The sequence below is a fragment of the Rhizobium sp. CG4 genome (assembly GCF_023701965.1).
Classification (GTDB): Bacteria; Pseudomonadota; Alphaproteobacteria; order Rhizobiales; family Rhizobiaceae; genus Agrobacterium.
Window position 1 is genome coordinate 22,828 of record NZ_JABAEG010000013.1, and the last position, 20,695, is coordinate 43,522.

General features: G+C 53.6%; 19 protein-coding genes. 10 read left to right on the forward strand and 9 right to left on the reverse strand.

Annotated features, from left to right (window positions below; all coding sequences use genetic code 11):
• Positions 1–14 precede the first annotated feature (14 nt).
• The 3 genes from HGO37_RS25120 to HGO37_RS25130 all read right to left on the reverse strand — a co-directional run bounded on the left by HGO37_RS25120 (position 15) and on the right by HGO37_RS25130 (position 1,567).
• A complete protein-coding gene (locus HGO37_RS25120) occupies positions 15–824 on the reverse strand; it encodes a transglutaminase-like domain-containing protein (protein ID WP_250985756.1) in 810 nt (269 codons plus the stop codon).
• A 174-nt stretch (positions 825–998) separates the two neighbouring features.
• On the reverse strand, positions 999–1,223 hold the full coding sequence (locus HGO37_RS25125) for a hypothetical protein (RefSeq protein WP_192490323.1): 225 nt from the start codon (positions 1,221–1,223) through the stop codon (positions 999–1,001).
• A 134-nt stretch (positions 1,224–1,357) separates the two neighbouring features.
• The gene (locus HGO37_RS25130; RefSeq protein ID WP_250985757.1) at positions 1,358–1,567 is read right to left on the reverse strand and encodes a cold-shock protein; all 210 of its coding nucleotides are present in this window, start codon (positions 1,565–1,567) and stop codon (positions 1,358–1,360) included.
• Positions 1,568–1,616: 49 nt separating this feature from the next.
• Between HGO37_RS25130 and HGO37_RS25135 the strand changes: the two genes are divergently transcribed.
• Both HGO37_RS25135 and HGO37_RS25145 read left to right on the forward strand, forming a co-directional pair.
• The gene (locus HGO37_RS25135; protein ID WP_250985758.1) at positions 1,617–2,165 is read left to right on the forward strand and encodes a hypothetical protein; all 549 of its coding nucleotides are present in this window, start codon (positions 1,617–1,619) and stop codon (positions 2,163–2,165) included.
• Between the two features lie 271 nt (positions 2,166–2,436).
• Positions 2,437–2,706: a DUF1488 family protein gene (locus HGO37_RS25145; protein WP_250985760.1), complete on the forward strand. Its 270-nt coding sequence runs from the start codon at positions 2,437–2,439 to the stop codon at positions 2,704–2,706.
• A 1,629-nt stretch (positions 2,707–4,335) separates the two neighbouring features.
• Here HGO37_RS25145 and HGO37_RS25150 read toward each other — a convergent pair.
• Together HGO37_RS25150 and pdxR are read right to left on the reverse strand one after the other, a co-directional pair.
• Positions 4,336–5,469, reverse strand: coding sequence for a glucoamylase family protein (locus tag HGO37_RS25150; protein ID WP_250985848.1), 1,134 nt, complete (start codon positions 5,467–5,469; stop codon positions 4,336–4,338).
• Positions 5,470–5,892: 423 nt separating this feature from the next.
• Positions 5,893–7,428: a MocR-like pyridoxine biosynthesis transcription factor PdxR gene (gene pdxR, locus HGO37_RS25155; protein ID WP_250985761.1), complete on the reverse strand. Its 1,536-nt coding sequence runs from the start codon at positions 7,426–7,428 to the stop codon at positions 5,893–5,895.
• Positions 7,429–7,491: 63 nt separating this feature from the next.
• Between pdxR and HGO37_RS25160 the strand changes: the two genes are divergently transcribed.
• From HGO37_RS25160 to HGO37_RS25170, 3 genes are all read left to right on the forward strand, one after another.
• Positions 7,492–8,727 (forward strand): benzoate/H(+) symporter BenE family transporter, encoded by a 1,236-nt coding sequence (locus HGO37_RS25160; RefSeq protein WP_250985762.1) that lies wholly within the window; start codon positions 7,492–7,494, stop codon positions 8,725–8,727.
• Between the two features lie 635 nt (positions 8,728–9,362).
• Positions 9,363–9,746: a response regulator gene (locus HGO37_RS25165; protein ID WP_250985763.1), complete on the forward strand. Its 384-nt coding sequence runs from the start codon at positions 9,363–9,365 to the stop codon at positions 9,744–9,746.
• 67 nt (positions 9,747–9,813) lie between these two features.
• Positions 9,814–12,957 (forward strand): PAS domain-containing protein, encoded by a 3,144-nt coding sequence (locus HGO37_RS25170; protein ID WP_250985764.1) that lies wholly within the window; start codon positions 9,814–9,816, stop codon positions 12,955–12,957.
• A gap of 125 nt (positions 12,958–13,082) precedes the next feature.
• Here HGO37_RS25170 and gst read toward each other — a convergent pair whose 3' ends face one another.
• Both gst and HGO37_RS25180 read right to left on the reverse strand, forming a co-directional pair.
• Positions 13,083–13,781, reverse strand: coding sequence for a glutathione transferase, Atu5508 family (gene gst, locus HGO37_RS25175; protein ID WP_250985765.1), 699 nt, complete (start codon positions 13,779–13,781; stop codon positions 13,083–13,085).
• Between the two features lie 105 nt (positions 13,782–13,886).
• Positions 13,887–14,069, reverse strand: coding sequence for a hypothetical protein (locus HGO37_RS25180; RefSeq protein ID WP_250985766.1), 183 nt, complete (start codon positions 14,067–14,069; stop codon positions 13,887–13,889).
• Positions 14,070–14,334: 265 nt separating this feature from the next.
• On the opposite strand from HGO37_RS25180, the gene paoA reads away from it, so the two are divergent.
• The 5 genes from paoA to HGO37_RS25205 are packed head-to-tail and all read left to right on the forward strand — an operon-like array spanning position 14,335 to position 19,590.
• Positions 14,335–14,853 carry an aldehyde dehydrogenase iron-sulfur subunit PaoA gene (paoA, locus tag HGO37_RS25185; RefSeq protein ID WP_285201276.1) on the forward strand — a complete coding sequence of 173 codons (519 nt, stop codon included), beginning with the start codon at positions 14,335–14,337 and terminating at the stop codon, positions 14,851–14,853.
• Positions 14,850–15,800 (forward strand): FAD binding domain-containing protein, encoded by a 951-nt coding sequence (locus tag HGO37_RS25190; protein WP_250985767.1) that lies wholly within the window; start codon positions 14,850–14,852, stop codon positions 15,798–15,800. The genes paoA and HGO37_RS25190 overlap by 4 nt, the downstream gene beginning before the upstream one ends.
• A gap of 3 nt (positions 15,801–15,803) precedes the next feature.
• The gene (gene paoC, locus HGO37_RS25195; protein ID WP_250985768.1) at positions 15,804–18,002 is read left to right on the forward strand and encodes an aldehyde oxidoreductase molybdenum-binding subunit PaoC; all 2,199 of its coding nucleotides are present in this window, start codon (positions 15,804–15,806) and stop codon (positions 18,000–18,002) included.
• Between the two features lie 47 nt (positions 18,003–18,049).
• Entirely contained in the window at positions 18,050–18,967 is a 918-nt protein-coding gene (locus tag HGO37_RS25200) for an XdhC family protein (RefSeq protein ID WP_250985769.1), read from the forward strand.
• On the forward strand, positions 18,964–19,590 hold the full coding sequence (locus HGO37_RS25205) for a nucleotidyltransferase family protein (RefSeq protein ID WP_250985770.1): 627 nt from the start codon (positions 18,964–18,966) through the stop codon (positions 19,588–19,590). Before HGO37_RS25200 ends, HGO37_RS25205 begins: the two co-directional genes overlap by 4 nt.
• A gap of 54 nt (positions 19,591–19,644) precedes the next feature.
• Here the strand turns inward: HGO37_RS25205 and HGO37_RS25210 are convergent, their stop codons facing one another.
• Together HGO37_RS25210 and HGO37_RS25215 are read right to left on the reverse strand one after the other, a co-directional pair.
• The gene (locus HGO37_RS25210) at positions 19,645–19,905 is read right to left on the reverse strand and encodes a DUF2188 domain-containing protein (RefSeq protein WP_250985771.1); all 261 of its coding nucleotides are present in this window, start codon (positions 19,903–19,905) and stop codon (positions 19,645–19,647) included.
• A gap of 148 nt (positions 19,906–20,053) precedes the next feature.
• The gene (locus tag HGO37_RS25215) at positions 20,054–20,542 is read right to left on the reverse strand and encodes a cupin (protein WP_250985772.1); all 489 of its coding nucleotides are present in this window, start codon (positions 20,540–20,542) and stop codon (positions 20,054–20,056) included.
• Positions 20,543–20,695: the final 153 nt, after the last annotated feature.

The window sequence follows — 20,695 nt, forward strand, 5'->3', positions numbered from 1 at the left end:
TCAAATGGCTTCGGTCATGATGGAAGTTCGTCTGTAAAGACCTCGAAGCTCGTCAAAATCGCGGGGCCAAAAGCGGTCGATAGCGCAACGTCGGTCGCATCCCGCCCTATGGCCATCAGTATTCGTCCTACGCGTGGTGTGTTGTGGCGGGCATCGACCGTGTACCACCGTCCACTCAGGTAGACCTCGAACCATGCGCTGAAATCCATCGGGTGCGGGTTCTTGGGAACGCCGATATCTCCAAGGTATCCAGTGCAGTAACGGGCAGGGATATTCATGCAACGACATAGCGTAATGGCCAGATGGGCAAAGTCCCGGCAAACACCTTTTCGGTCAGTGAACCCTCCGTGAGCTGTTCTGAGTGGATCTGCTCTATCATAATCGAAGGTTATGTGCTCGTGGACAAAATCAACAATTGCTTTCACGCGTTGCCAGCCAAGCGGGGTACCGGAAAATGTCTCCCAGGCGAAGTCTGCCAATCTGTCGGTGTCACAGTAGCGGCTGCCTAGCAGGAAAACCAGCACATCATCAGGTAGATCCTTTATGTCGTGCTGAAAGGCATTTTCAGGAACCGGATCTGGCAGGCCACTGTCATATATATCGAACTTGGTAGAAATCGTCGTAAGGCCGGGTGGAGCAGATATACGACTGCAGACATTACCGAATATGTCGAGATAACCCCAGGCCTCAATCGGCCGATCAAAGGTGAGCGTTTGTTCAGTAAGTAGGTCGGCGCGCCGGCTGGGGTGAATATTGAGGACGAGCAGCATCGCCGTCTCATGCTCGCACTGATAACCGATATTAAAGCCGGCACGTATTTTCATAGAGGTGTTCCTAGTGAAAGGCATCAAGCCGATCAATTGCAACGCACTCAAGTAAGGGACGTTCCATCGGGGGACGACCGCCGTGTCGCCTTGCGGCTTTGGCGTGCTCAGTGTCGAGAGCGCATTAAGGTGTGGCCATCGCCTGCGCTCTTGGCGGGTCGAGCCTTGTCACATTTAAGTTGTGCGTTTGCGTTTCGCGACGAGAGCGGATGTTGCAGATACACGATCAGAATGCTCTTTTTCAAGGCGTGCTTGCCTGAGCCGCAAAGTCTTTGCTTCGCGGTTCTGCGTTATTGCCTCAAGCTCATCAAACGCTTTTTCCTTCCCGAAGAAGGGCGTTTGGATATCGTTGAAAGCAATTTCCGCTTTCTGTCGGGAAATGCTGTACTTTTCGGTCATTTGAATTCCTGTTGCAAAGTTGGCCAACGAGGCCGAGCTAAAAAGCTAGGTGATTTGCCTGGCCTTTTATAAAAAAAAGTGACGTGCTTTCAGAAGTGCCAGCACATCCGTGGTCAAGGGAAAGCACGATCTCCTCAGGCTGACTGAAGATTACAGGCCGACATTTTGCCGGACTTGCTGTCCCGCTCCAGATCAAAGCCGATCTTCTGGCCTTCGACGAGGTCGCGCATCCCAGCGCGCTCAACGGCGGAGATGTGCACAAACGCATCTGCGGACCCATTGTCAGGCTGTATGAAGCCAAAGCCTTTTGTGGAATTGAACCATTTTACTGTGCCAGTGTTCATGATGAACCCTTTCATAACGATAAAGAAAACACAGCACTCGGTGCCGTATATGATGATAACGATTTTGAAAGGAGAGGTTCGTTCAGACCGCGGTGCCAATCGCGAGATAATCAAAGCTAAGCAAGCAAACTCGATCACACTTCGTAAAGTGTCTTGCAATGATTGTCAACCAAAAGTTTTTGGTCGTTATTTTGTTCGCGCAAAAGTGGCGATCCGCGTGAGTGAGTTGAAGAACTCTTTTGCGCCCCAGGCCGCTGTGGCTACCGAAGCATTCTGCTGCACAGGGGCTGAACTGAAAGAGATTGTTCCCGATGAAATGGCCAATGATCGCAAGTGGTTGGTCCCAAATACTTTCAATACGGCCTTGTTTTGTGCGCAATCAGGGCGCATGATTGGAAAACACACCGGCGTGTCTTGTGATATCTCGCCGGAACTTCTTTCCAATACAGCCGCATTGTATGAATTACACGCGCTTTTGATCTGCTTTTTTTATCGGCTCGTCTTGTGCTGGACTTTCTCCAGTGCGCGCGCTCTTGCTGAAAACTGGCTCTACGCGGACGAATTTGTTCGAACTGCTAAAGAAAGGCCAAAACCATGAACACGAACGGCAAACACAGACGTCAAGCACTGAGCGTAGAGCGTTGGGAAAACGAGGGTGGGGCCTGCGTCACGGATACACCTGATAACCAATACGGCAGAAGGATCGAGAGAGATCGCTCATGGACGATCTACCATGTGTTCACGGGAGTGCCGGTACGAATAGGGGACTGCACGCTCATTGACCTGAGCATATCTGAGGCGACTGACGGCATGTTGTCACTCAATCGACGCAACGCTACCCTCAGACAAGAGCGCAGCAGGTGTCAATCATGACACTGGCTTTCCCCAACCGTGCGCGCAGCTTCGATGACGTGCGAAACGCCGTGCGGTTTCTCGGCTATGATGGCATGTTCGAAATTCGTTTTTTTGTTGAAGCCGAGGCCTTGGCCAAGGGCACGACGCCTAGAACGCGAATGTCGGAAGCCCAGTATCTCTCGAGTTTTGACACAATGCTCAAGCCCATCCATGAGGCGGCCAAGAAGGTATATGCGAAATACGGGCGCAATTTGAATGTTCTGACAATCAGCGATCTTGCTTAACTTAGATTGGCTGACCTTCTCTTGGCGCTCATTTCCTCGGCCATGGGAACGGAAAGCGTCCTCTTCGTGAATGTCTGGGCGAGATACAAGCAATCAAACCATCACATATGATGTAAACGTCGTGTCAGCACACCGTGTGGACGCGGGTGGGCATATGTTTCAATCATTTTCTACCTTAGTTCATTCGGTGATGACTTAGGGGAAGCCGCAGCTTTGACCGTGTGCCGTATATCTCACGGAAAAAGTCGGATGAGTTGTGTTGCTGTGATTTTGTCGCGGGTGACAGAATCCGACGAAATGCAAGATTCGATGTTTCGACGTAACTCCGTGGGGACTTCCGGGCCGCCGGCTTGCAACAGTTTGTCGGTCATCGAAAAAAGCGTCTCAACTGCAACACGGCACTGTGAGGCGGACAGGATTGCAACGTTTGCTGCGGGGGAAGCTGCGTCCTGAGGGCTGTCCTGGCGTGTAAAGACTGTCAAGCAATACCAAGCCAGAAACACCCCGCACCAGATGACTATACTGCCAATTATATAAGCGCGCATGGAGGTCCTCCACTGGTTTCTATTGGTACTGCAAAAATAACAACGACACCTCAGGATTAGTGATTTGTTGTAAGAGCCATCGGATTGGTTATCTGACTGAGAATGTGTATACTCTGGCAATCGACAGCAAATTCATCAGGACGTTGCCGACTGCGGGAGCATTGTCTCGCCTTTTCTCACAAAAGGACGGACAAATGGTAACGCGTATACGTGTGAATTCCAGCGTGGTTCTCTATAGATCTCACGATGCCTGGATGGTTGAAGTCGTTGATGGCTTCGAAACACTGATGTTTGGTTATCGGAACAAACGAGATGCCCAAAAACGAGCCAGCAGTGAACAAAAACGTCTAGGGATAGTAGCGCATGTTATCCCGTTTCCCTATCATCGGATTGGCAAACTTCGTTTTACATCGGTGACTGGTGATCTACCAACATCAGTATGAAAAACATTCCGGCTGGGGTTGTACCCAGCCAACACCGGGGCCTACCGTTCGTCAGGGCCACGCTTTTGTTCATCAGACTTTGTTCCACCCGATTTTTGGTTGTGGTCTTTTTTCGACGGATTGGCAGTCTGGGAGCGTTGGTCCGATTTCTGATCGGTCTTTTGATCAGGTTTGCGAGTGTCAGTCATAAGACGTACTCCTTGCCACGTGATGCGGCACTAGCAAACGCCATGGCAAACATATCGTTCCTCAGCTGCAAATAAACGTGCAGGGCACCGCATTCGGTCGCATGGTGGTGTTCTTCCCGAGTCCATCTTTCCGCTGACAAGTGTTTTGCGCGAAGGTCGCTATGGTCACTCGAAGTGGCAAAGGAAAGGCGCGCTTGATCACGGCCCGAGGAACAAGATACTGGTGAGTTGAGGCTACCAGGCGGTGATATCTGTGCTCCATCTCATCGACCGGATGATCGAATGGTGTCATCTCAAGAAGAAATCGGTGAATAATCTGCTCTTTCACAGCAGCATAATCGTGTCGCGGTTCGGGCGGGCACGTGCTCTCGGGCACCTGCGTCAGACATCGACAGGGTCAGTACTGCGCAACGATAACAGAGCGTCAGTTGCAGCAAACATCGCTCCGCATGATCAAGTCATGAGCTGTTGTCCATGGCTGCTAAATCCAAGCCGTTTCAAACCAGATTTCGTTTCCGGCGCGCCCATAAACAAGTCCCAAAGCAAGCCGCTGCGATAGTTTTCTATCATCGCGACAATTGGGCCTTGATTAATTGCAAGATGAGTTTTGGACACCCATCCCGTAGACGGCTTGAAAGAGTCCATGAGGCCAAAGCGGCCTTCAAGGCGTCCGCCTCTCCAATGCAGAAATTGATGTGCGGCCTCGATTGCTTCCGTTGGCAAAAACGGAATGCTGGAGAGGGCGGCTGTCGGAGCAATTACCCCGCTGTCATTGATAGGCGAATTGACCAAGTAACCTCTCGGGCCGTCGCAGGCAGACAATCCCCATCCGTCGGTATATTTGTATCGAGATCGACAATGCAGATAGTTGATTTCGGCATGTGCATGGATTTGTATCCAATAATCACTGCAATAGCGGTCTCCCAGGCCCCTTGGATCTAAGGCGCAAAATGAATATTGGGATAAGAAAAGCGGACCGCCAAAAGGGTCGCCAAGCGGTAGGCGAACGCCCAGATATTCGTTGCCATTCAATATTGCTCCATCTCGTGCCCACCCTGAATGATAGCAGGCGGGATCAATCCCATATTTCCAGGAACCGGCAGCAAGGACGTAACAGCTCAGAGCCTCATTCCAGCCCTGTATAGGCAGATTACGAGCCCAAGCGTGGCGAGGGCTCCAGTGCCACCATAAAGGCCCGGATTCTCCCTTTGTGTACCAGTCCCACTCCACAGCCTGCACCAACTCGTCAACTGCGGTCTGTAGTTTGCGTTCAGCGGGCGTCGATCCTGAAAAAAATTCACGTGAGCAGATAAGACCTTGCATAAGGAAGGCGGTTTCAACGAGATCGCCACCGTCATCAAATTTCGCAAATGGTATCAACTCGCATGTCTCGGCATTCACAAAGTGAGGAAAGGCGCCATGGTAACGCTTTACCTTCCCAAGCGATGACAAGATCTTGTTTGCCCGCTCCAAGGCATCGGCAGCAGTGATCCAGGATCGATACGCGCCAACGACGATTGCAATAAATGCAAAACCGATCCCGCTGATAGAGGCGATCTCGTGGATGGGCTTTCCATCCGATCGCAGCCGATCGCGCGGAAAACCCGTGTTGGGCTGACTACCCGACCAGAAATACTCGAACGTGTTGCGCTGCAGCGCATGGATTTCTTCCGGTAAAGCGCGCGTGACATGGGAGGGTTCAACGGATCTGGGTGGATTGAAAAGTGACAAATGTGAGGTCATCGATTGTGTGGGGTGATTATGATGTGTGGTCGAACACTTTCGGATCCCATGCCGTTATGCTTTCAAATGCCGAAATGCTGATTATGTACTTTTCTCAGATACCACAGATTCCAGAATGGTTTTTGAAGTGCAAGCAGGTTAAATACTCCGCACTTTTCCAGACAAGCATCGCAGGCGTCATTTACCATCCGCAACTCTTTGCCTCCAGTCGTCCCCGATGTGCCAGTTTCCAAGACAAGGGGGACCATCAGTTTGGCGAAAGCGCGGCTATGAAGGGTTGAGCGATCTGAATGCAATAGACAGCTTCCTGACGGCAATTTCAATTTCATGCGGTGTATAGGCGGCAAAGCCCATCAGTAACCCGGGCTTGGCGTATCCGGTGGCATAAAGCGCAGACAGACCCAGAAGTTCCACTCCCATGCGCCGCGCGGCGTTGACGGCAGCCTGCTCTGAAAGGTCGCCGATGAGATGACAAGGCATTTGCAAGCCACCGGCGGGTGGCTGCGGTTCAACAAAATCCGAAAGATGTCTGCGAACCAGTTGCGAAGCAACGTCTAGCCGCTGCGCATACATGCTGCGCATGACACGTACGTGCGAGCCAAAATGTCCACCTTCCATGAAACGGGCTAGCGTCAGTTGCGCTATGGAAGCGGTATGACCGTCCAGAAGGGTGCGCCCTACGGTCATCGGCTTGACGAGTTGCGATGGAAGGATGGCGTAACCAATGCGCAATCCCGGGAAGAGTGCCTTTGTGAAGGTGCCGATGTAGATTGTCCGGTCATGAGGATCCAAACCCTGCACACACGCGGTTGGCTTCCCGGCATAGTGAAACTCGCTGTCGTAATCATCTTCGATGATCCATGCCCGTTGCCGGGCGGCCCAGTCGATCAAGGCCAGGCGACGGTCCAGGGAAAGCGTGGCGCCGGTCGGGAACTGATGGGACGGGGTCAGGAATACCGCTCTGACCTTGCGTGGCTCCGCCTTGATCTGGTCGACAACGATCCCGTGATGATCAACGCTGACTGGAATACATTCAAGACCCGCGGCGTCGAGCGCTTTTCGCGCGCCATAATAGGCCGGATCTTCAATGAATATTCGGTCGCCAGAATCAAACAGCATGTTTGCGCAGAGCGTCATCGCTTGTTGCGAACTGGTCAGTACCAGTACTCGGTCGGCTGTCGCGCAAGCACCTCGCTCGAGATTTACATAATCGGCGATAGCGCGTCGCAAGGGTTCCGTTCCCTGCGGGTCGCTGTGGAGAAGTGCACTGGTGCCATGCTCTTTCAGCACCTGCCGCTCCAGTCGTTCCCAGAGCTGCAGCGGAAAATTGCGTGTTTCTGGAACACCGTGCGCAAAAGGGCGAGGCGCCAGAATCTCTCGCACGCCACCGCTGTGCGACATGGCCGCTCCACGCTTGCTGAGGTCAGGGGCCTGATTGCGCGATAGAGTGCCACGCTGCTTGAGCCGGTGCTGCTGTGCAAACTCAGTCATCGCCGAGACGAAGCTGCCGCTGCCCACACGCCGCTCGATAAAACCTTCTGCATGAAGCTGGGCATAGGCCGATTCGACAGTATCTCGTGAAACACCAAGTGATCGTGCGAGCGACCGCGATGCGGGCAGTGGTTTACCAGCGCGAAGTGCCCCGTCGATGATCATTTGGCGGATTGCCCGCTGTATCCTGGCATGAATAGGCATCGCGGCATGGCCGGGATGGGCCAGCCAAGCCTGTACGGTTTCAAGTTGTGAATGCCTGAACAATTGGTCTGCATCTCTCTCGATAAATGGATGGGAATATCCGTCCATTTATCGCCTAGAAGTCAAGCAGAAGAATTGCGAACGCCGCGATTGAAGGAACATCTAAAATCCATGTCCACTCGTCTGAAATCACCATATCTCACATACATATCCGATCTCGTGCACCCGATCGTTGCGGGACTGATCTCCGTCATCGTTAATTACGGAGGGACTTTCATTCTGGTATTTCAAGCCGCGCGCGTCGCGGGTCTCACACCCGACCTCACCGCATCCTGGGTCTGGTCGGTTTCGATCGGCGTTGGTGTGACGGGGGTGATCCTCAGTTGGCGCTACCGTGAGCCCATCATCACCGCATGGTCTACGCCGGCTGCGGCGTTCCTTGTGACGGCACTCGGTACAACCCCTTATGCCGAAGCGGTCGGCGCCTATATCGTATCGGCGGCTGCGTTTGTCCTGCTGGGGCTTTCGGGCGGCTTTGAGAGAATCGTCCGCCTGATCCCGCCTGGTATCGCATCGGGCCTGCTCGCCGGCATTCTTCTTCAATTCGGCATTGGTGCCTTCGCCGGTGTAACAGTCGACCCACTACTGGTCGGTCTTCTTATTGTCGCCTACGTCCTGCTGAAGAGGTTTTCTGCTCGATATGCAGTTGTCGGTATTCTCGGTCTGGGGCTTGGGTTGCTGGTCATGCTGGGGCGAGTTGATCTGTCCGGGCTGCAGCTTCAGTTCGCTGCACCTGTCTTGACCGTGCCGGTCTTTTCTCTGAATTCCTTGTTAAGCGTCGCGCTGCCACTGTTTCTCATTACTCTGACAGGTCAATACATGCCGGGAATGCTTGTTTTACGGAGTGATGGTTTCAGGACGAGTGCCAATCCCATCATCGCGGTGACCGGCCTTGGCTCGCTCATTATGGCGCCGTTCGGATCGCATGCGTTCAACATTGCCGCGATCACCGCCGCCATCGCAACAGGACGGGAGGCCCATGAAGACCCTTCAAGGCGCTGGATCGCCGGTATTGCGGCGGGCTTCTTCTACGTGCTGGTCGGCGTATTTGGTGTGACGCTGGCGGCCGTATTCATGGCGTTTCCCTCGACCTTCATTACTGCGCTGGCAGGGCTTGCCTTGCTAGGTACCATTGGTAACAGCCTTGCTGCCGCCATGGCAAACCCCGTCACTCGTGAGGCAGCACTCATAACCTTCCTCGCGTCGGCGGCGAACATCAATCTGCTTGGGATTGGCGGCGCATTCTGGGGACTGGTTATCGGCCTCGTCGCCTATGTCGGCTTGAACGGCCGCTTGCTGGCCCGAGACCGAAGCATAGCCGAGATGAAGCAAGAGACTGCCAAATGACGGACCTGTCATGAATATAAACATCGATAGCAGCTGCGTGAACACGGTGCCCGAAGACAACTGGGCACCGTGACCCATTCGCTTGGCGAAGATAGGAGGCTTGTGTGCCGACATGGCCATTTCTCGTGGCTTCTACGTTTGGAAGGCGGACGAGGGAGTGCTACTGAACATTACATCAATGCTCTTCGTGGAGACGCCTGAAAGCTGTTTGTTGATCAGGTGAGGGTAGTTGCCTGCATGTCCGTTTCTTCAGGACGGGATATCGAATAATCGCAAATGGTGTGGAGAACGCGGTTATCGACACGGGCAGATGTTTCCACCAGTCCCGATCGTTGCAAGTATTGTTCACTGGAGTTGTCGTGACATGGTGTGCACTAACACTGTTTAATAGTGATGCCGTTATTAACGATCAAAAACTCGAAGTGGCTCAGTGGCCTACCTGCAACGACATCGCGCTTTCGTGCCGCAAACATCGACGAGCCTGGTTGGCAACATCAACGGTTTTTGAATATTGATTGCTTAATCAAAAAAGGGCTGGAACCATTCGTGTGCTTCCACGTTGTGGCAAGCGATCAAATCGCAGTCATGTCTTCGAATCGCGATTTTCGAGAAAAGAACTGGTACGGATGCAAGATTTGAAAGAAGCGATCTCTCCCCCCATCACGGTTCTCATCGTCGAGGACGAGGCATTTATACGCATGGATGTCGCAGATTATCTGTCTGACGATCAGTTTGTGACCATTGAAGCTGCGAATGCTGACGAAGCAATTTCAATACTCGAGCATCGCGAAGATATTGAGGTCGTGTTTACCGATGTGAACATGCCTGGTTCAATCGACGGAATGGAACTGGCAGGGCTCATCCGGCAGCGGTGGCCCTCGATGAGCGTGGTTATGACTTCTGGCATGGTTCGGCCATCACAGTCTGCTCTGCCAGGTAGCGTCAAGTTTTTTGAAAAGCCCTACGACCTTTCCGAACTGAGTGTTTGGATGCGCAACGCCAGACAAGGTGTGAAATAAATCCGGCTGGCATTTTCTCGTGTCCGGTGGTTATTGACACACCACCATCCAACTGCGACGAAAGCTCATGGCCAATAAATTCTCATACGACATTTTGCTGACCTCCGAGTTCGAGGCGTTCATTGATGAATGCCTTCAAAAAGGGGAGTATGCCAACGCAAGCGAAGTGGTTTGCGCGGCTCTTCAAACCCTACGTGCTGCACCAGTTCAAGCAAAGCCAGTTAGCACAATAGACTGGCCAATCGGCGGCGGGGAGTGTGGCCAGCTGATCCGCGAGTTTGATTGGGCGTCAACGGCGCTTGGAGCTGTTCAGACATGGTCTGCTGAACTGCGGACCACCGTTGCAAATGTCGTGAATTCACCCGTGGCAAAAGTTTTAATGTGGGGTGAGAGCCACGTGATGATCTACAATGATCGTTACGCAGAGATAGCCGGTGCCAACCATCCACATGCTCTGGGTGGAACCGTCCCCGGCATATGGCCTGAGATATGGGACTGGAACAGGGAAATGCTTGAGGCCGGCTTTCGCGGGGAACTCCGTTCCTACCGTGACCAGCCCATGGAACTCGTCCGAGAAGGCATTCCGAAAACATTTATTTTCGATCTCTTTTACACGCCAGTTTACGAAGCGGATGGGTCGGTTGGTGGCGTGCTGTGTACAGTCGTTGACAACAGCGATCGCTCTGCGATGAAAGCCAAGATTGCGGCAAATGAAGCAGAACTTCGTCGCGTGACTGACGCTATTCCCATGCTGATTGCCTATGTGGACCGGGACCATGTCTATCGTTTCGCAAATGCGGCTTACGACAGCTGGTTTGGGTCAAAACCTGCCGATATGGTGGGGCGACATGTGTCGGAAGTTGTCGGTGATGAGGCCTATTCCAATCGCCGCCCGGACCTTGATCGCGCTCTCGCCGGAGAGGCATGTATTGCAGAAGCAGATATGCCATATGGCGGGGGGGCGCCCCGCCGGCTGGAAATCCGGTATGTTCCTCATGTCGAGCCTGACGGTTCGATACCAGGCGTGCATATCCTTGGCATTGATATTGAGGAACGTGCGGTACGCGAGGCCGAACTCGAAATCAGCAATAGCCGTTTCCGAACTGCCATGGATGCGGTTCATGGAGTCCTTTGGACCAATTCCGCTGATGGGCAAATGGTCGGCGAACAACCGGGTTGGGCGGCACTGACAGGTCAGAGCTTTGATGAATACCAAGGGTTTGGCTGGGTAAATGCGGTTCATCCAGACGATCGAGAAGCGTCGACCGTGTCATGGAATAATGCGGTAGCCACCAAATCCATGTACGTGCATGAGCATCGCGTGCGTCGGCATGACGGCGAATGGCGGCAATTCGCAATCAGAGGACTGCCTTTGTTAGGCTCGTCTGGCAGAATTGTCGAATGGGTCGGCGTCCATACGGACATCACTCATCAAAGAGCTGCCGAAAGCGCACTCCGTGAACAGGCAGAAAACCTGTCGCGTCAGATTCGACATCGGGAGCGAGCTGAAGAGCAGCTTCGACAACTGAACGATACTCTTGAAACAAGGGTGATCGCAGAGATTTCCGAAAGGCGGCAAGCGGAAACCAAACTCGCCCAGGCGCAGAAGATGGAGACAGTGGGCAAGCTGACGGGTGGAGTTGCGCATGATTTCAACAACCTTCTTCAGGTCGTGTCTGGCAATCTCCAGCTCTTGTCGAAAGAAGTTGTCGGCAACGAACGTGCCGAAATGCGGATCTCGAATGCATTGGCGGGTGTTAGTCGCGGATCGAAGCTCGCCAGCCAACTTCTTGCGTTTGGTCGACGACAGGCACTTGAGCCCAAGGTTGTGAACGTCAGTCGTTTTGTGCGTGATATGGATGACATGATCCGCCGGGCGATCGGGGAGGCTATCGAGGTTGAAACCGTTGTCGCAGGCGGTCTGTGGAATACCTTTATCGACCCCAACCAGATCGAAAATGCCCTTCTCAATCTGGCGATTAACGCTCGCGATGCGATGCAGGGAACAGGTAAACTGACGATCGAGCTGTGCAATGCACATCTTGACGACGCTTATGCACGCAGTCACGACGAAGTTTCCCCCGGCCAGTATGTTATGATGGCTGTGACAGACACTGGCAGCGGGATGGCGCCAGACATCATTGACAAGGTTTTTGAGCCGTTTTTCTCCACCAAAGGAGAGGGAAAGGGGTCGGGGCTTGGCCTCTCCATGGTCTATGGCTTCGTCAAACAGTCGGGCGGCCATGTCAAAATCTATTCCGAAGTAGGCCACGGCACGACGATCAAACTTTACCTGCCTCGAGCACTGGAAGCCGAGGATATCGAGGTTGTCGTCGACAATGGTCCGATCACCGGTGGAACGGAGACCGTTCTTGTTGTTGAGGATGACGAGGAAGTCCGGGAAACGGTAGTAGCACTGTTGGCTGACCTCGGATATCGCACGTTGAAAGCAGTGGACGCGGCCAGTGCTTTGACAGTAATCGACAGCGGAATACCGATTGACCTTCTGTTCACCGATGTTGTCATGCCCGGGACCTTGAAAAGCCCGGAACTGGCACGCAAGGCCAAAGAACGCCTGCCTCATATCGCCGTACTGTTCACATCCGGCTATACTGAAAATTCAATCGTGCATGGGGGCAAGCTTGATGCGGGGGTCGAGTTGCTGTCCAAGCCTTATACCCGTGAGGCGCTCGCTCGGAAGTTCCGCCATGTATTGGCAAACCAGAAACAGCGGGCCGTAGAGAAGACTTCGACACCGGTGTCAGATACCGTGGAGCAGACTGCCACGCCAATCACATCGGCTCGGCTTACAGCTGACGCAAAGACGGTGCTGCTGGTCGAGGACGATGGACTGATCCGACTGACGACAGCTGAAATGTTGCAGGATGCAGGCTATATAGTCGTCGATGCCGCAAGTGCTGAAGATGCCCTCACGGCACTGCAGACGTTGCCGGTCGATATTCTGGTCACTGATCTCAATCTGCCGGGCGCGTCAGGCGTTGAGCTGGCAAGCGAGGCGCGGAAACTACGGCCATCCATAATAATTGTATTTGCGACTGGCGATCCGACGGCAGTGAAGGGGCAGCATGACGCGCTCATTCTCGCAAAACCTTACGATCACGCAGATTTAACGGTTACTTTGTCGAAGGCGAGCGCATTATACGTGGCCAACCCCGTGCCTCTGAAAGAAGAGGAGGAGTCTGATCGTTGACAAAAGACGGGAGTTTTTTCTCCTGTCTATGCCGGCGATCTTGTGTCTGTTAGGGGCGGTGCTTTTCAGGACGTGGGTGATCCTATCACTCAACTGCCTGTGGCGCTGAGTTTTCTATTGGCTAACTAGGCCAATACATGGCGGAGAGATTTTTCGATCTCCCCGCCGCAATAGGCATTTCCATAATCCTGGAAACTTTTTTGGTTTAACGCAGCCAGGCGTGCGGTATCTCCAACTCGTTTGGAAAGTGACCATATAGTCGGCGAGGTGTCTTCGATTATACGCCTTATGACAGAAAATCGGTCAGCGACAGTTATCCATAGGATGGAGGTAACGATATCAGCAACACCGGGATTTTCAGTGCCAAGCATAAACCCTGATCCTGCCGAAAGACCATTTCGGGCTCCGGTATCCTCGAAAATATTGATCCACCTCTGTAAACGGGGGACAAATTTATCCCATTTTTCGATCGTCCACATTTCTCGTCCGCCGTCGAGGGTGAGCTCATCAAGGACGTCATTAGCATCGTTTACGATTTTCGCAGTCAGGGCTCGACTTTCTGAGGTGGTAGGAAGAAGATCAAGACGCTCTCCAAGATACATCGCTATGGTCGGCATCTGAGAAATTGCAAATCCACGGTCTCGGTCAATGAGAACTGGTGGTCCCATAAAGCCAATCGGCTGCTTGTCGACGTCACGGCCCATCATTTCTTCAATGGCGTTGGCATCATGTTCATCCCAAGAGCATCCTCCATGTGCCAGAATGCCTCTGACGAATTGTCCTCGAAAAGGAACCGGCCAGTAGTAAAGATCGAAATCCGCCATGTTTTACGTCCGTGGGTGGGGGGCTCCTCCGCACTTGTCGGCACGCGGAAAGAGCAATTGCCATTCAGAGAGAGACTAGCCGTAATTTAACAGTCACGGCGGGTTTCAAACAAATCCGACAGCGCGCGTGTTGATAGTGCGACGCTCTCCATAGTCACGCTCATGTGCCGTTTCGCGGCGCTTGAACTGATTGCTTGGTACAATTTGCTGCTTGTCGAAGCGGATCAGACCGTCGGGAAATGTGCCAGTATCTTGTTCGTCAGGGGATGTGGGCTGGTTAAAAATCATAATGATGTTTCCTCCAAAACACTTCAGTCAGTTTAGAGACTGATCTTCGAGGCTAAATTGTTTTGCGTATTGGATTGTTCCATCGCCAAGCGTGATGGACCTTGGCTTTCAGCCGCTCTCGGCCAAAGAGGTGCTTCCATTGAAATGGCTTAAGCGCAGCCTGCGCTTCATGGAACTTTCGGGACCGAAACTGCTTTTGTCCAGGGTCATGAAATTCAGCGCCATCGGCAACTTCTTTGGCGCGCCCGTTTAGGGAGTGGGAATATTGCAAACGAAAACCGAGGTTTCCTTCCAGGTCAACGAAAACGTCGTTCATCTCACACTGGATAATCGAACGACACTGCTCGACGCATTGCGCGAACATCTACACCTGACTGGGACAAAAAAAGGCTGTGATCATGGCCAATGCGGCGCTTGTACGGTGATCGTAGGAGGGCGTCGCATCAACGCCTGCCTGACGCTGGCGGTGATGCATGAGGACGATAAAATCACCACGATCGAAGGATTGGGAGCCCCCGGCAACCTTCATCCGATGCAGGCGGCATTTATCAAGCATGACGGTTTTCAGTGTGGTTACTGTACGCCCGGACAAATCTGTTCGTCCGTGGCGGTGCTGGAAGAAATGAGGTCAAATATCCCCAGCCACGTCACCGAAAGCCTGACAGATCCGGTTGTTATAGGATCGGAGGAAATCCGGGAACGTATGAGTGGCAATATCTGTCGGTGCGGAGCCTACTCAAACATTGTTGACGCGATCAACGAAGTTGCAGAGGTGCCGGCATGAGAGCGTTTTCGTATGAGCGAGTTTCATCTGCGCAGGCAGCTGCGGCTGCGGTGTCAAATAATCCGGATGCAAAATTTATCGCCGGCGGTACCAATCTCTTGGATCTGATGAAGCTGGAAATCGAAACCCCAAGCCACCTCGTCGATGTGAACGGTCTCGGTCTCGACAAAGTGGAAAAGACCTCGGACGGTGGCCTTCGAATTGGGGCGCTCGTGCGCAATACCGATCTTGCTGCCGATGACACGGTCCGGCGCGACTACGGCGTGTTGGCTCGCGCCCTTTTGTCCGGAGCCTCTGGTCAGTTGCGCAACAAGGCCACCACCGCGGGCAATCTTATGCAGCGCACACGCTGCCCGTATTTTTACGACCCTGCCCAAGCTTGCAACAAACGTAGTCCCGGAAGTGGCTGTTCGGCAATCGGCGGGATTAGTCGCCAGCTTGGCGTTGTGGGCGTCAGTGAGGCTTGTATTGCGACGCATCCAAGCGACATGGCAGTTGCCATGCGGGCTCTGGATGCCTTGGTTGAAACCGTGAAGCCTGATGGCCAGAAACGCTCAATTCCAATAGCCGATTTCCATCGGCTGCCAGAAGATAAACCCCACATCGACACCGCACTGGCCAGAGATGAGTTGATTACCGGCGTCGTATTGCCGCCACCAGTTGGTGGTCGCCAGATTTACCGAAAGGTTCGTGATCGCGCCTCTTACGCCTTTGCCCTGGTCTCGGTCGCTGCAATTATCCAACCCAATGCAAAAGGCGCAATCGCCGTTGGGGGCGTAGCGCACAAACCATGGCGGATCGAAGCCGCCGACGAGGAGATTTCAAAGGGATCACGTGCCGTGAACGCCATGCTCATGGCGGGTGCCCGTCCCACAGATCAGAACCAATTCAAGATCGAGCTGGTCCAACGGACAATTGCGGCCGTTCTGGCCGAGGCAAGGGGATAAGTCATGCAATTTGACAAGCCAGCCACAATCAACCCAATCGATCAGCTCAAAGTGGTTGGACGACCTGTCCACCGTGTCGATGGCGAGCTGAAAACCAGTGGGCGAGCCGTTTATGCTTACGAGTGGTCAGATCCAGACCTGCTTTATGCCTATGGCTATCCCGTCGGTTCCACCATCGCCAAAGGCCATGTCATCTCAATAGACACATCTGCCGCCGAAGCCGCCCCCGGCGTTCTGGGCATCGTTACAACACTTGATCGACCTGAGCTGAACAAGGGCAAACTCAATACCGCGAAGCTGTTTGGTGGACGTGAAGTTCAGCATTATCATCAGGCTATTGCGGTGGTGGTTGCCGACACGTTTGAGGAGGCGCGTGCTGCTGCAGCCCTGCTCAAGGTCGAGTATGCGCCAGAAAAAGGCAGATTTGACCTCAGATCTGAAATTGAAAATGCGACCACGCCAGACCCCTCATTGGAGCCTGATACATCTTTCGGACATTTTGAACGTGCGTTTGCCACTGCTCCGGTGACGCTAGACGCGGAATATTTTACGCCTGACCAATCTCACGCAATGATGGAGCCGCATGCATCTATCGCTCAGTGGAACGGCGATGAGCTTACCGTTTGGACTTCTAGTCAAATGATCGATTGGTGGCGATCTGACCTGGCAATGACGCTTGGAGTAGACAAAGAAAAAATTCATCTGAAGTCGCCGTTCATCGGCGGAGGTTTTGGGGGCAAACTGTTTCTCAGGGTAGATTGTGTTCTCGCGTGCCTTGCAGCAAAGGCAGTGGGGCGCCCGGTCAAAGTTGCCCTTCCACGCCCGATGATCGCAAACAACACCACCCACAGGCCAGCGACAATTCAACGAATTCGCATCGGCGCCGAAAACAGCGGGAAGATCACGGCAATCGCACACGAGAGCTGGTCAGGCGATCTGCCAGGCGGTGGACCGGAAACAGCCGTCATGCAAACACGCCTTCTCTATGCAGGCGAGAACCGGATGACTGCGACGAAACTGGCGACGCTTGATCTTCCTGAGGGCAATGCAATGCGTGCACCCGGCGAGGCTCCGGGATTGATGGCGCTCGAGATTGCAATGGATGAGATGGCTGAGAAGCTCGACATGGATCCGATCGAGTTTCGTATTTTAAACGACACACTCGTGGACCCCGAAAATCCCAAACGGCCATTTTCCCATCGTGACCTCGTCGGCTGCCTCAGGCGTGGTGCCCAAGAATTCGGATGGAAAAAGCGTATGCTACCTGCTCAACGGCGCGAAGGTACATGGATGATCGGGCAGGGAGTTGCTGCGGCATTTCGCAACAATCTTGTCATGCCTTCCGGCGCTCGGGTGATGCTCGATAAAACCGGAATGATCGCCGTGGAAACCGATATGACCGATATTGGAACTGGCAGTTATACCATCATTGCGCAGACCGCAGCAGAAATGCTCGGCGTTGATGTTACACGTGTCGACGTGCGGCTGGGGGATTCCCGCTTTCCAGTGTCGGCAGGGTCAGGTGGACAGTTTGGTGCCAACTCTGCAACGTCTGGCGTGTACGCTGCCTGTGTAAAGTTGCGAGAGGCCGTCGCGAGCAAACTCGGTTTCAACTCCTCTGAGGTTGTTTTCGAAAACGGACAGGTGAGAAGTGGCAACCGTATGGTAGCTCTGGCAGATGCTGCGGGAGCTGAGGGGCTGGTTGGCGAAGACACGATTGAATGGGGGAAGTTGACCGAAACGCACCAGCAATCGACTTTCGGTAGTCACTTCGTTGAAGTTGGCGTGGATATCGCAACCGGCGAAACGCGGATCCGGCGCATGCTCGCGGTTTGTGCAGCGGGCCGTATCTTGAACCCGATCACGGCTCGAAGCCAAGTCATTGGCGCAATGACAATGGGGGCCGGAGCGGCCTTGTCGGAGGAACTGGCTGTCGATACCCGCCACGGTTTCTTCGTCAATCATGACCTCGCTGGTTACGAGGTGCCTGTCCATGCAGACATTCCACACCAGGACGTTATTTTCATGGATGAAACGGATCCGTATTCATCACCCATGAAAGCGAAAGGCATAGGAGAGCTTGGCCTGTGTGGTGTGTCAGCCGCAATCGCTAACGCTATCTATAACGCTACCGCCATCAGAGTTCGGCAGTACCCCATCACGCTGGATAAGCTGATAAGCAAGCTGCCCGAAGTCGGATGATTGGACTCAAGGAGTGGACCGAACAAGCGTCAAGTGTCGGAGGCAACATGTTGTGTGATGTCACATCAACGACGAGAGTTATACCTGTTCGAGCTCGTGCTGGAGATGATCCTGCAGAGATTCTGCAGTTCGCTGTGGACGCAATGCGGTGTGGCGGGGCGGCGCTTGCCACTCTTGTTGAAATCAGGGGAGGTGCCGCTCGCGCACTTGGTGCGCACGTTGTGGTCGCGGCCGACGGCAGATATTGCGGTTATGTCTCAGGGGGCTGCGTTGAAACCGCTGTTGCTGCAGAAGCTTTGGAAGCCATTGCTGAGGGTGTTGACCGCATCGTCAAATTTGGTGAAGGCTCGCCGTTTTTCGACATCGCTCTGCCCTGCGGTGGAGGCATAACGGTGGCGATCCATGTGCTGCGCACGATTGACCCTATCTCTGGAATACTTGCGGCAATTTCCGAACGTCAGTCGGTCGGACTTGTCCTGGACACTGAGGCCCAGCAGCTTACGCTCTCTGACAGAATACCTGCCAGATGCGGATGGCGAGGAGGCGAGTTTCTGACGGTTTATCGCCCGCAGACGCGTCTGGTCGTTTCAGGCCAGACCGCGGAGGTGGAGGTGGTCTGCCGCCTTGCTGAAGCTGCGGGTTATCAAGTCGTTTGCGGTGATCAGGGAGTACCATTGAATATTGATCCGTTTACTGCGGTTGTTCTACTGCATCATGATCTCGATCGGGAAACGCGCGTTCTGGATCGGGCGCTCTCATCGCCGGCGTTTTACATCGGGGCGCTCGGCAGTACGCGTACCCATCGCCTTCGTGTAGAAAGGTTACGGTGCACTGGCGTACCCGCAGAGAGTTTCAACCGGATCAAAGCACCTATCGGTATATTTGGGCCGACACGTGATGCCGTTTCGCTGGCCATTTCGATCCTGGCCGACGTCGCCGCAGCCCGGCTTGAGGCATTTGCATGACGTCGATGAGACCAGATGGTATCAATGTCGCAGGACTACTTCTCGCTGCGGGACAATCAAGTCGGGTCGCAGGAGGCTTTCATAAATTGCTATCTGAGTTTGATGGCATACCCCTTGTTCGGCGGTCTGCATCAACATTATTGGAGAGCAAACTGTCGCCTGTTGTTGCCGTTACCGGGCATCGGGGACATGAGGTAGAAGCGGCCCTTCGTGGACTCCCTGTCATCACCTTGAACAACCCCGATTTTGCGAAAGGCCTCGGAACATCGATCGCCAGCGGATTTCGGTATCAGGGTTTGTCCGACTGTGGCGGTGTCCTCATTATGCTGGCGGATATGCCCATCATAGAGGCCAAGCACATCGATCAGTTGCTGCTAGCATTCACGTCGACTGACGGGCAAGTTGTTGTGCGAGGAGCCAATGGCAGTATCCCCGGCCACCCGGTCATCATTCCAATGACATTGTTTGGGGCCATGCAAACGCTGGGGGACGAAGATGGGGGTAAAATGGCGATCAAAAGGAGTGGGTTGGATACCAGGCTGGTCGATATCGGATCCGCTGCAACGTGTGACGTAGATACCGCTCAAGCTATCGCCTCGACTGGCGGACTGCTACGTATGTAGCAGCCCTGTCAGTCGCTCCATTTTTGAAGGGCTACTGTAAGAACCTGACGGCTTTCATTCGCTGCTTGCCTTAGTGTCGTCAACGATCTCTGTGTCTGGCCGGTCGCCACCCGATGCATGTTCGGTCTTCCAGCTACCGTCGGCGAGTTGGAATGAAATTTCTGCATCGCTGCCTTCAAGCTGCTGTCGCTCCGCCGCAGATCTGGCAGCGGCCAGCGCATTATCGTGAGTTGGAAATGTTTCAGACCAGACATCGCCATACCGGTATGCGTAACCGCCGTCATGCTCGTCGACGTGATAGGTAACAAGTGCCATTCAATACGCTCCTTTGCAATATTCCCCACTTATAATGCTCGCGCTAATGCTGTGGTTCCTGTTAAGCGATAAAGTACGACAAGAAGGGCTGCGCTGGTTGTGGCGAAGCTAATGACGGGCCCGTTCTCTCCGACCAGATTCTGTCGTTCTAGCGCCAGTATTCCAGCACCCCACCGTTCGAACCAAACACAGGGTCTATATCGGGAATTGGCAGTGTTGAAATTGTCGTTTGCATTGCCTGCGTAGGGGCGGCCGTTTGAATATCCGCGTACTGGTCCTTCGGATAAGCCCCAACAATCTCGAAGTCGGGTGATGCTCCCAAATTCTGATGACCGGTACCTGCTGGCAGAATGAGACAGTCACCTTTCACGACATTGAAGACGTGACCACCAACACCACCAATCAACAGCTCTGCGTCACCGCTGGCCACACCAAGCACTTCATGAGCGCCAGAATGATAATGCTGGAAATCAAATACGCCGTCTCGCCATATTCCCGTCCAGCCGTTGGCGGCGAAGGCCGTTTCGAAGTCCGACCAGTCTAACTCCTGCAACGCGGCTCGATAAAGTAAAACCGGGAGGTTTGGATTGTTCGGGACCCAGGCGCTTGATTGAAAAATTACGTGTTCAACGTTCATATGGCCCCGTTTGAGATAAAGTCGGCCGGAATTTTCACATTGTCAGCCGCCGGCTTGCTTCGGAAGCAGACATAACCCTCGGAAGATGTTTGCAGTTCCGTCACAAGATCGAAATGCGCCCTCGCAGGTCGGTAGTTGGTCATACTTGCTGTG

What these genes read in the sequence shown, in the direction of transcription:
- HGO37_RS25215 (WP_250985772.1), bottom strand. Translation starts at nt 20,542, where the DNA reads ATGAACGTTGAACACGTAATTTTTCAATCAAGCGCCTGGGTCCCGAAC.
- gst (WP_250985765.1), bottom strand. Translation starts at nt 13,781, where the DNA reads ATGGCGGATTTCGATCTTTACTACTGGCCGGTTCCTTTTCGAGGACAA.
- HGO37_RS25200 (WP_250985769.1), top strand. Translation starts at nt 18,050, where the DNA reads ATGTTGTGTGATGTCACATCAACGACGAGAGTTATACCTGTTCGAGCT.
- HGO37_RS25170 (WP_250985764.1), top strand. Translation starts at nt 9,814, where the DNA reads ATGGCCAATAAATTCTCATACGACATTTTGCTGACCTCCGAGTTCGAG.
- HGO37_RS25120 (WP_250985756.1), bottom strand. Translation starts at nt 824, where the DNA reads ATGAAAATACGTGCCGGCTTTAATATCGGTTATCAGTGCGAGCATGAG.
- HGO37_RS25125 (WP_192490323.1), bottom strand. Translation starts at nt 1,223, where the DNA reads ATGACCGAAAAGTACAGCATTTCCCGACAGAAAGCGGAAATTGCTTTC.
- HGO37_RS25190 (WP_250985767.1), top strand. Translation starts at nt 14,850, where the DNA reads ATGAGAGCGTTTTCGTATGAGCGAGTTTCATCTGCGCAGGCAGCTGCG.
- HGO37_RS25145 (WP_250985760.1), top strand. Translation starts at nt 2,437, where the DNA reads ATGACACTGGCTTTCCCCAACCGTGCGCGCAGCTTCGATGACGTGCGA.
- HGO37_RS25210 (WP_250985771.1), bottom strand. Translation starts at nt 19,905, where the DNA reads ATGGCACTTGTTACCTATCACGTCGACGAGCATGACGGCGGTTACGCA.
- HGO37_RS25135 (WP_250985758.1), top strand. Translation starts at nt 1,617, where the DNA reads ATGATGATAACGATTTTGAAAGGAGAGGTTCGTTCAGACCGCGGTGCC.
- HGO37_RS25205 (WP_250985770.1), top strand. Translation starts at nt 18,964, where the DNA reads ATGACGTCGATGAGACCAGATGGTATCAATGTCGCAGGACTACTTCTC.
- paoC (WP_250985768.1), top strand. Translation starts at nt 15,804, where the DNA reads ATGCAATTTGACAAGCCAGCCACAATCAACCCAATCGATCAGCTCAAA.
- HGO37_RS25160 (WP_250985762.1), top strand. Translation starts at nt 7,492, where the DNA reads ATGTCCACTCGTCTGAAATCACCATATCTCACATACATATCCGATCTC.
- HGO37_RS25130 (WP_250985757.1), bottom strand. Translation starts at nt 1,567, where the DNA reads ATGAACACTGGCACAGTAAAATGGTTCAATTCCACAAAAGGCTTTGGC.
- HGO37_RS25180 (WP_250985766.1), bottom strand. Translation starts at nt 14,069, where the DNA reads ATGATTTTTAACCAGCCCACATCCCCTGACGAACAAGATACTGGCACA.
- pdxR (WP_250985761.1), bottom strand. Translation starts at nt 7,428, where the DNA reads ATGGACGGATATTCCCATCCATTTATCGAGAGAGATGCAGACCAATTG.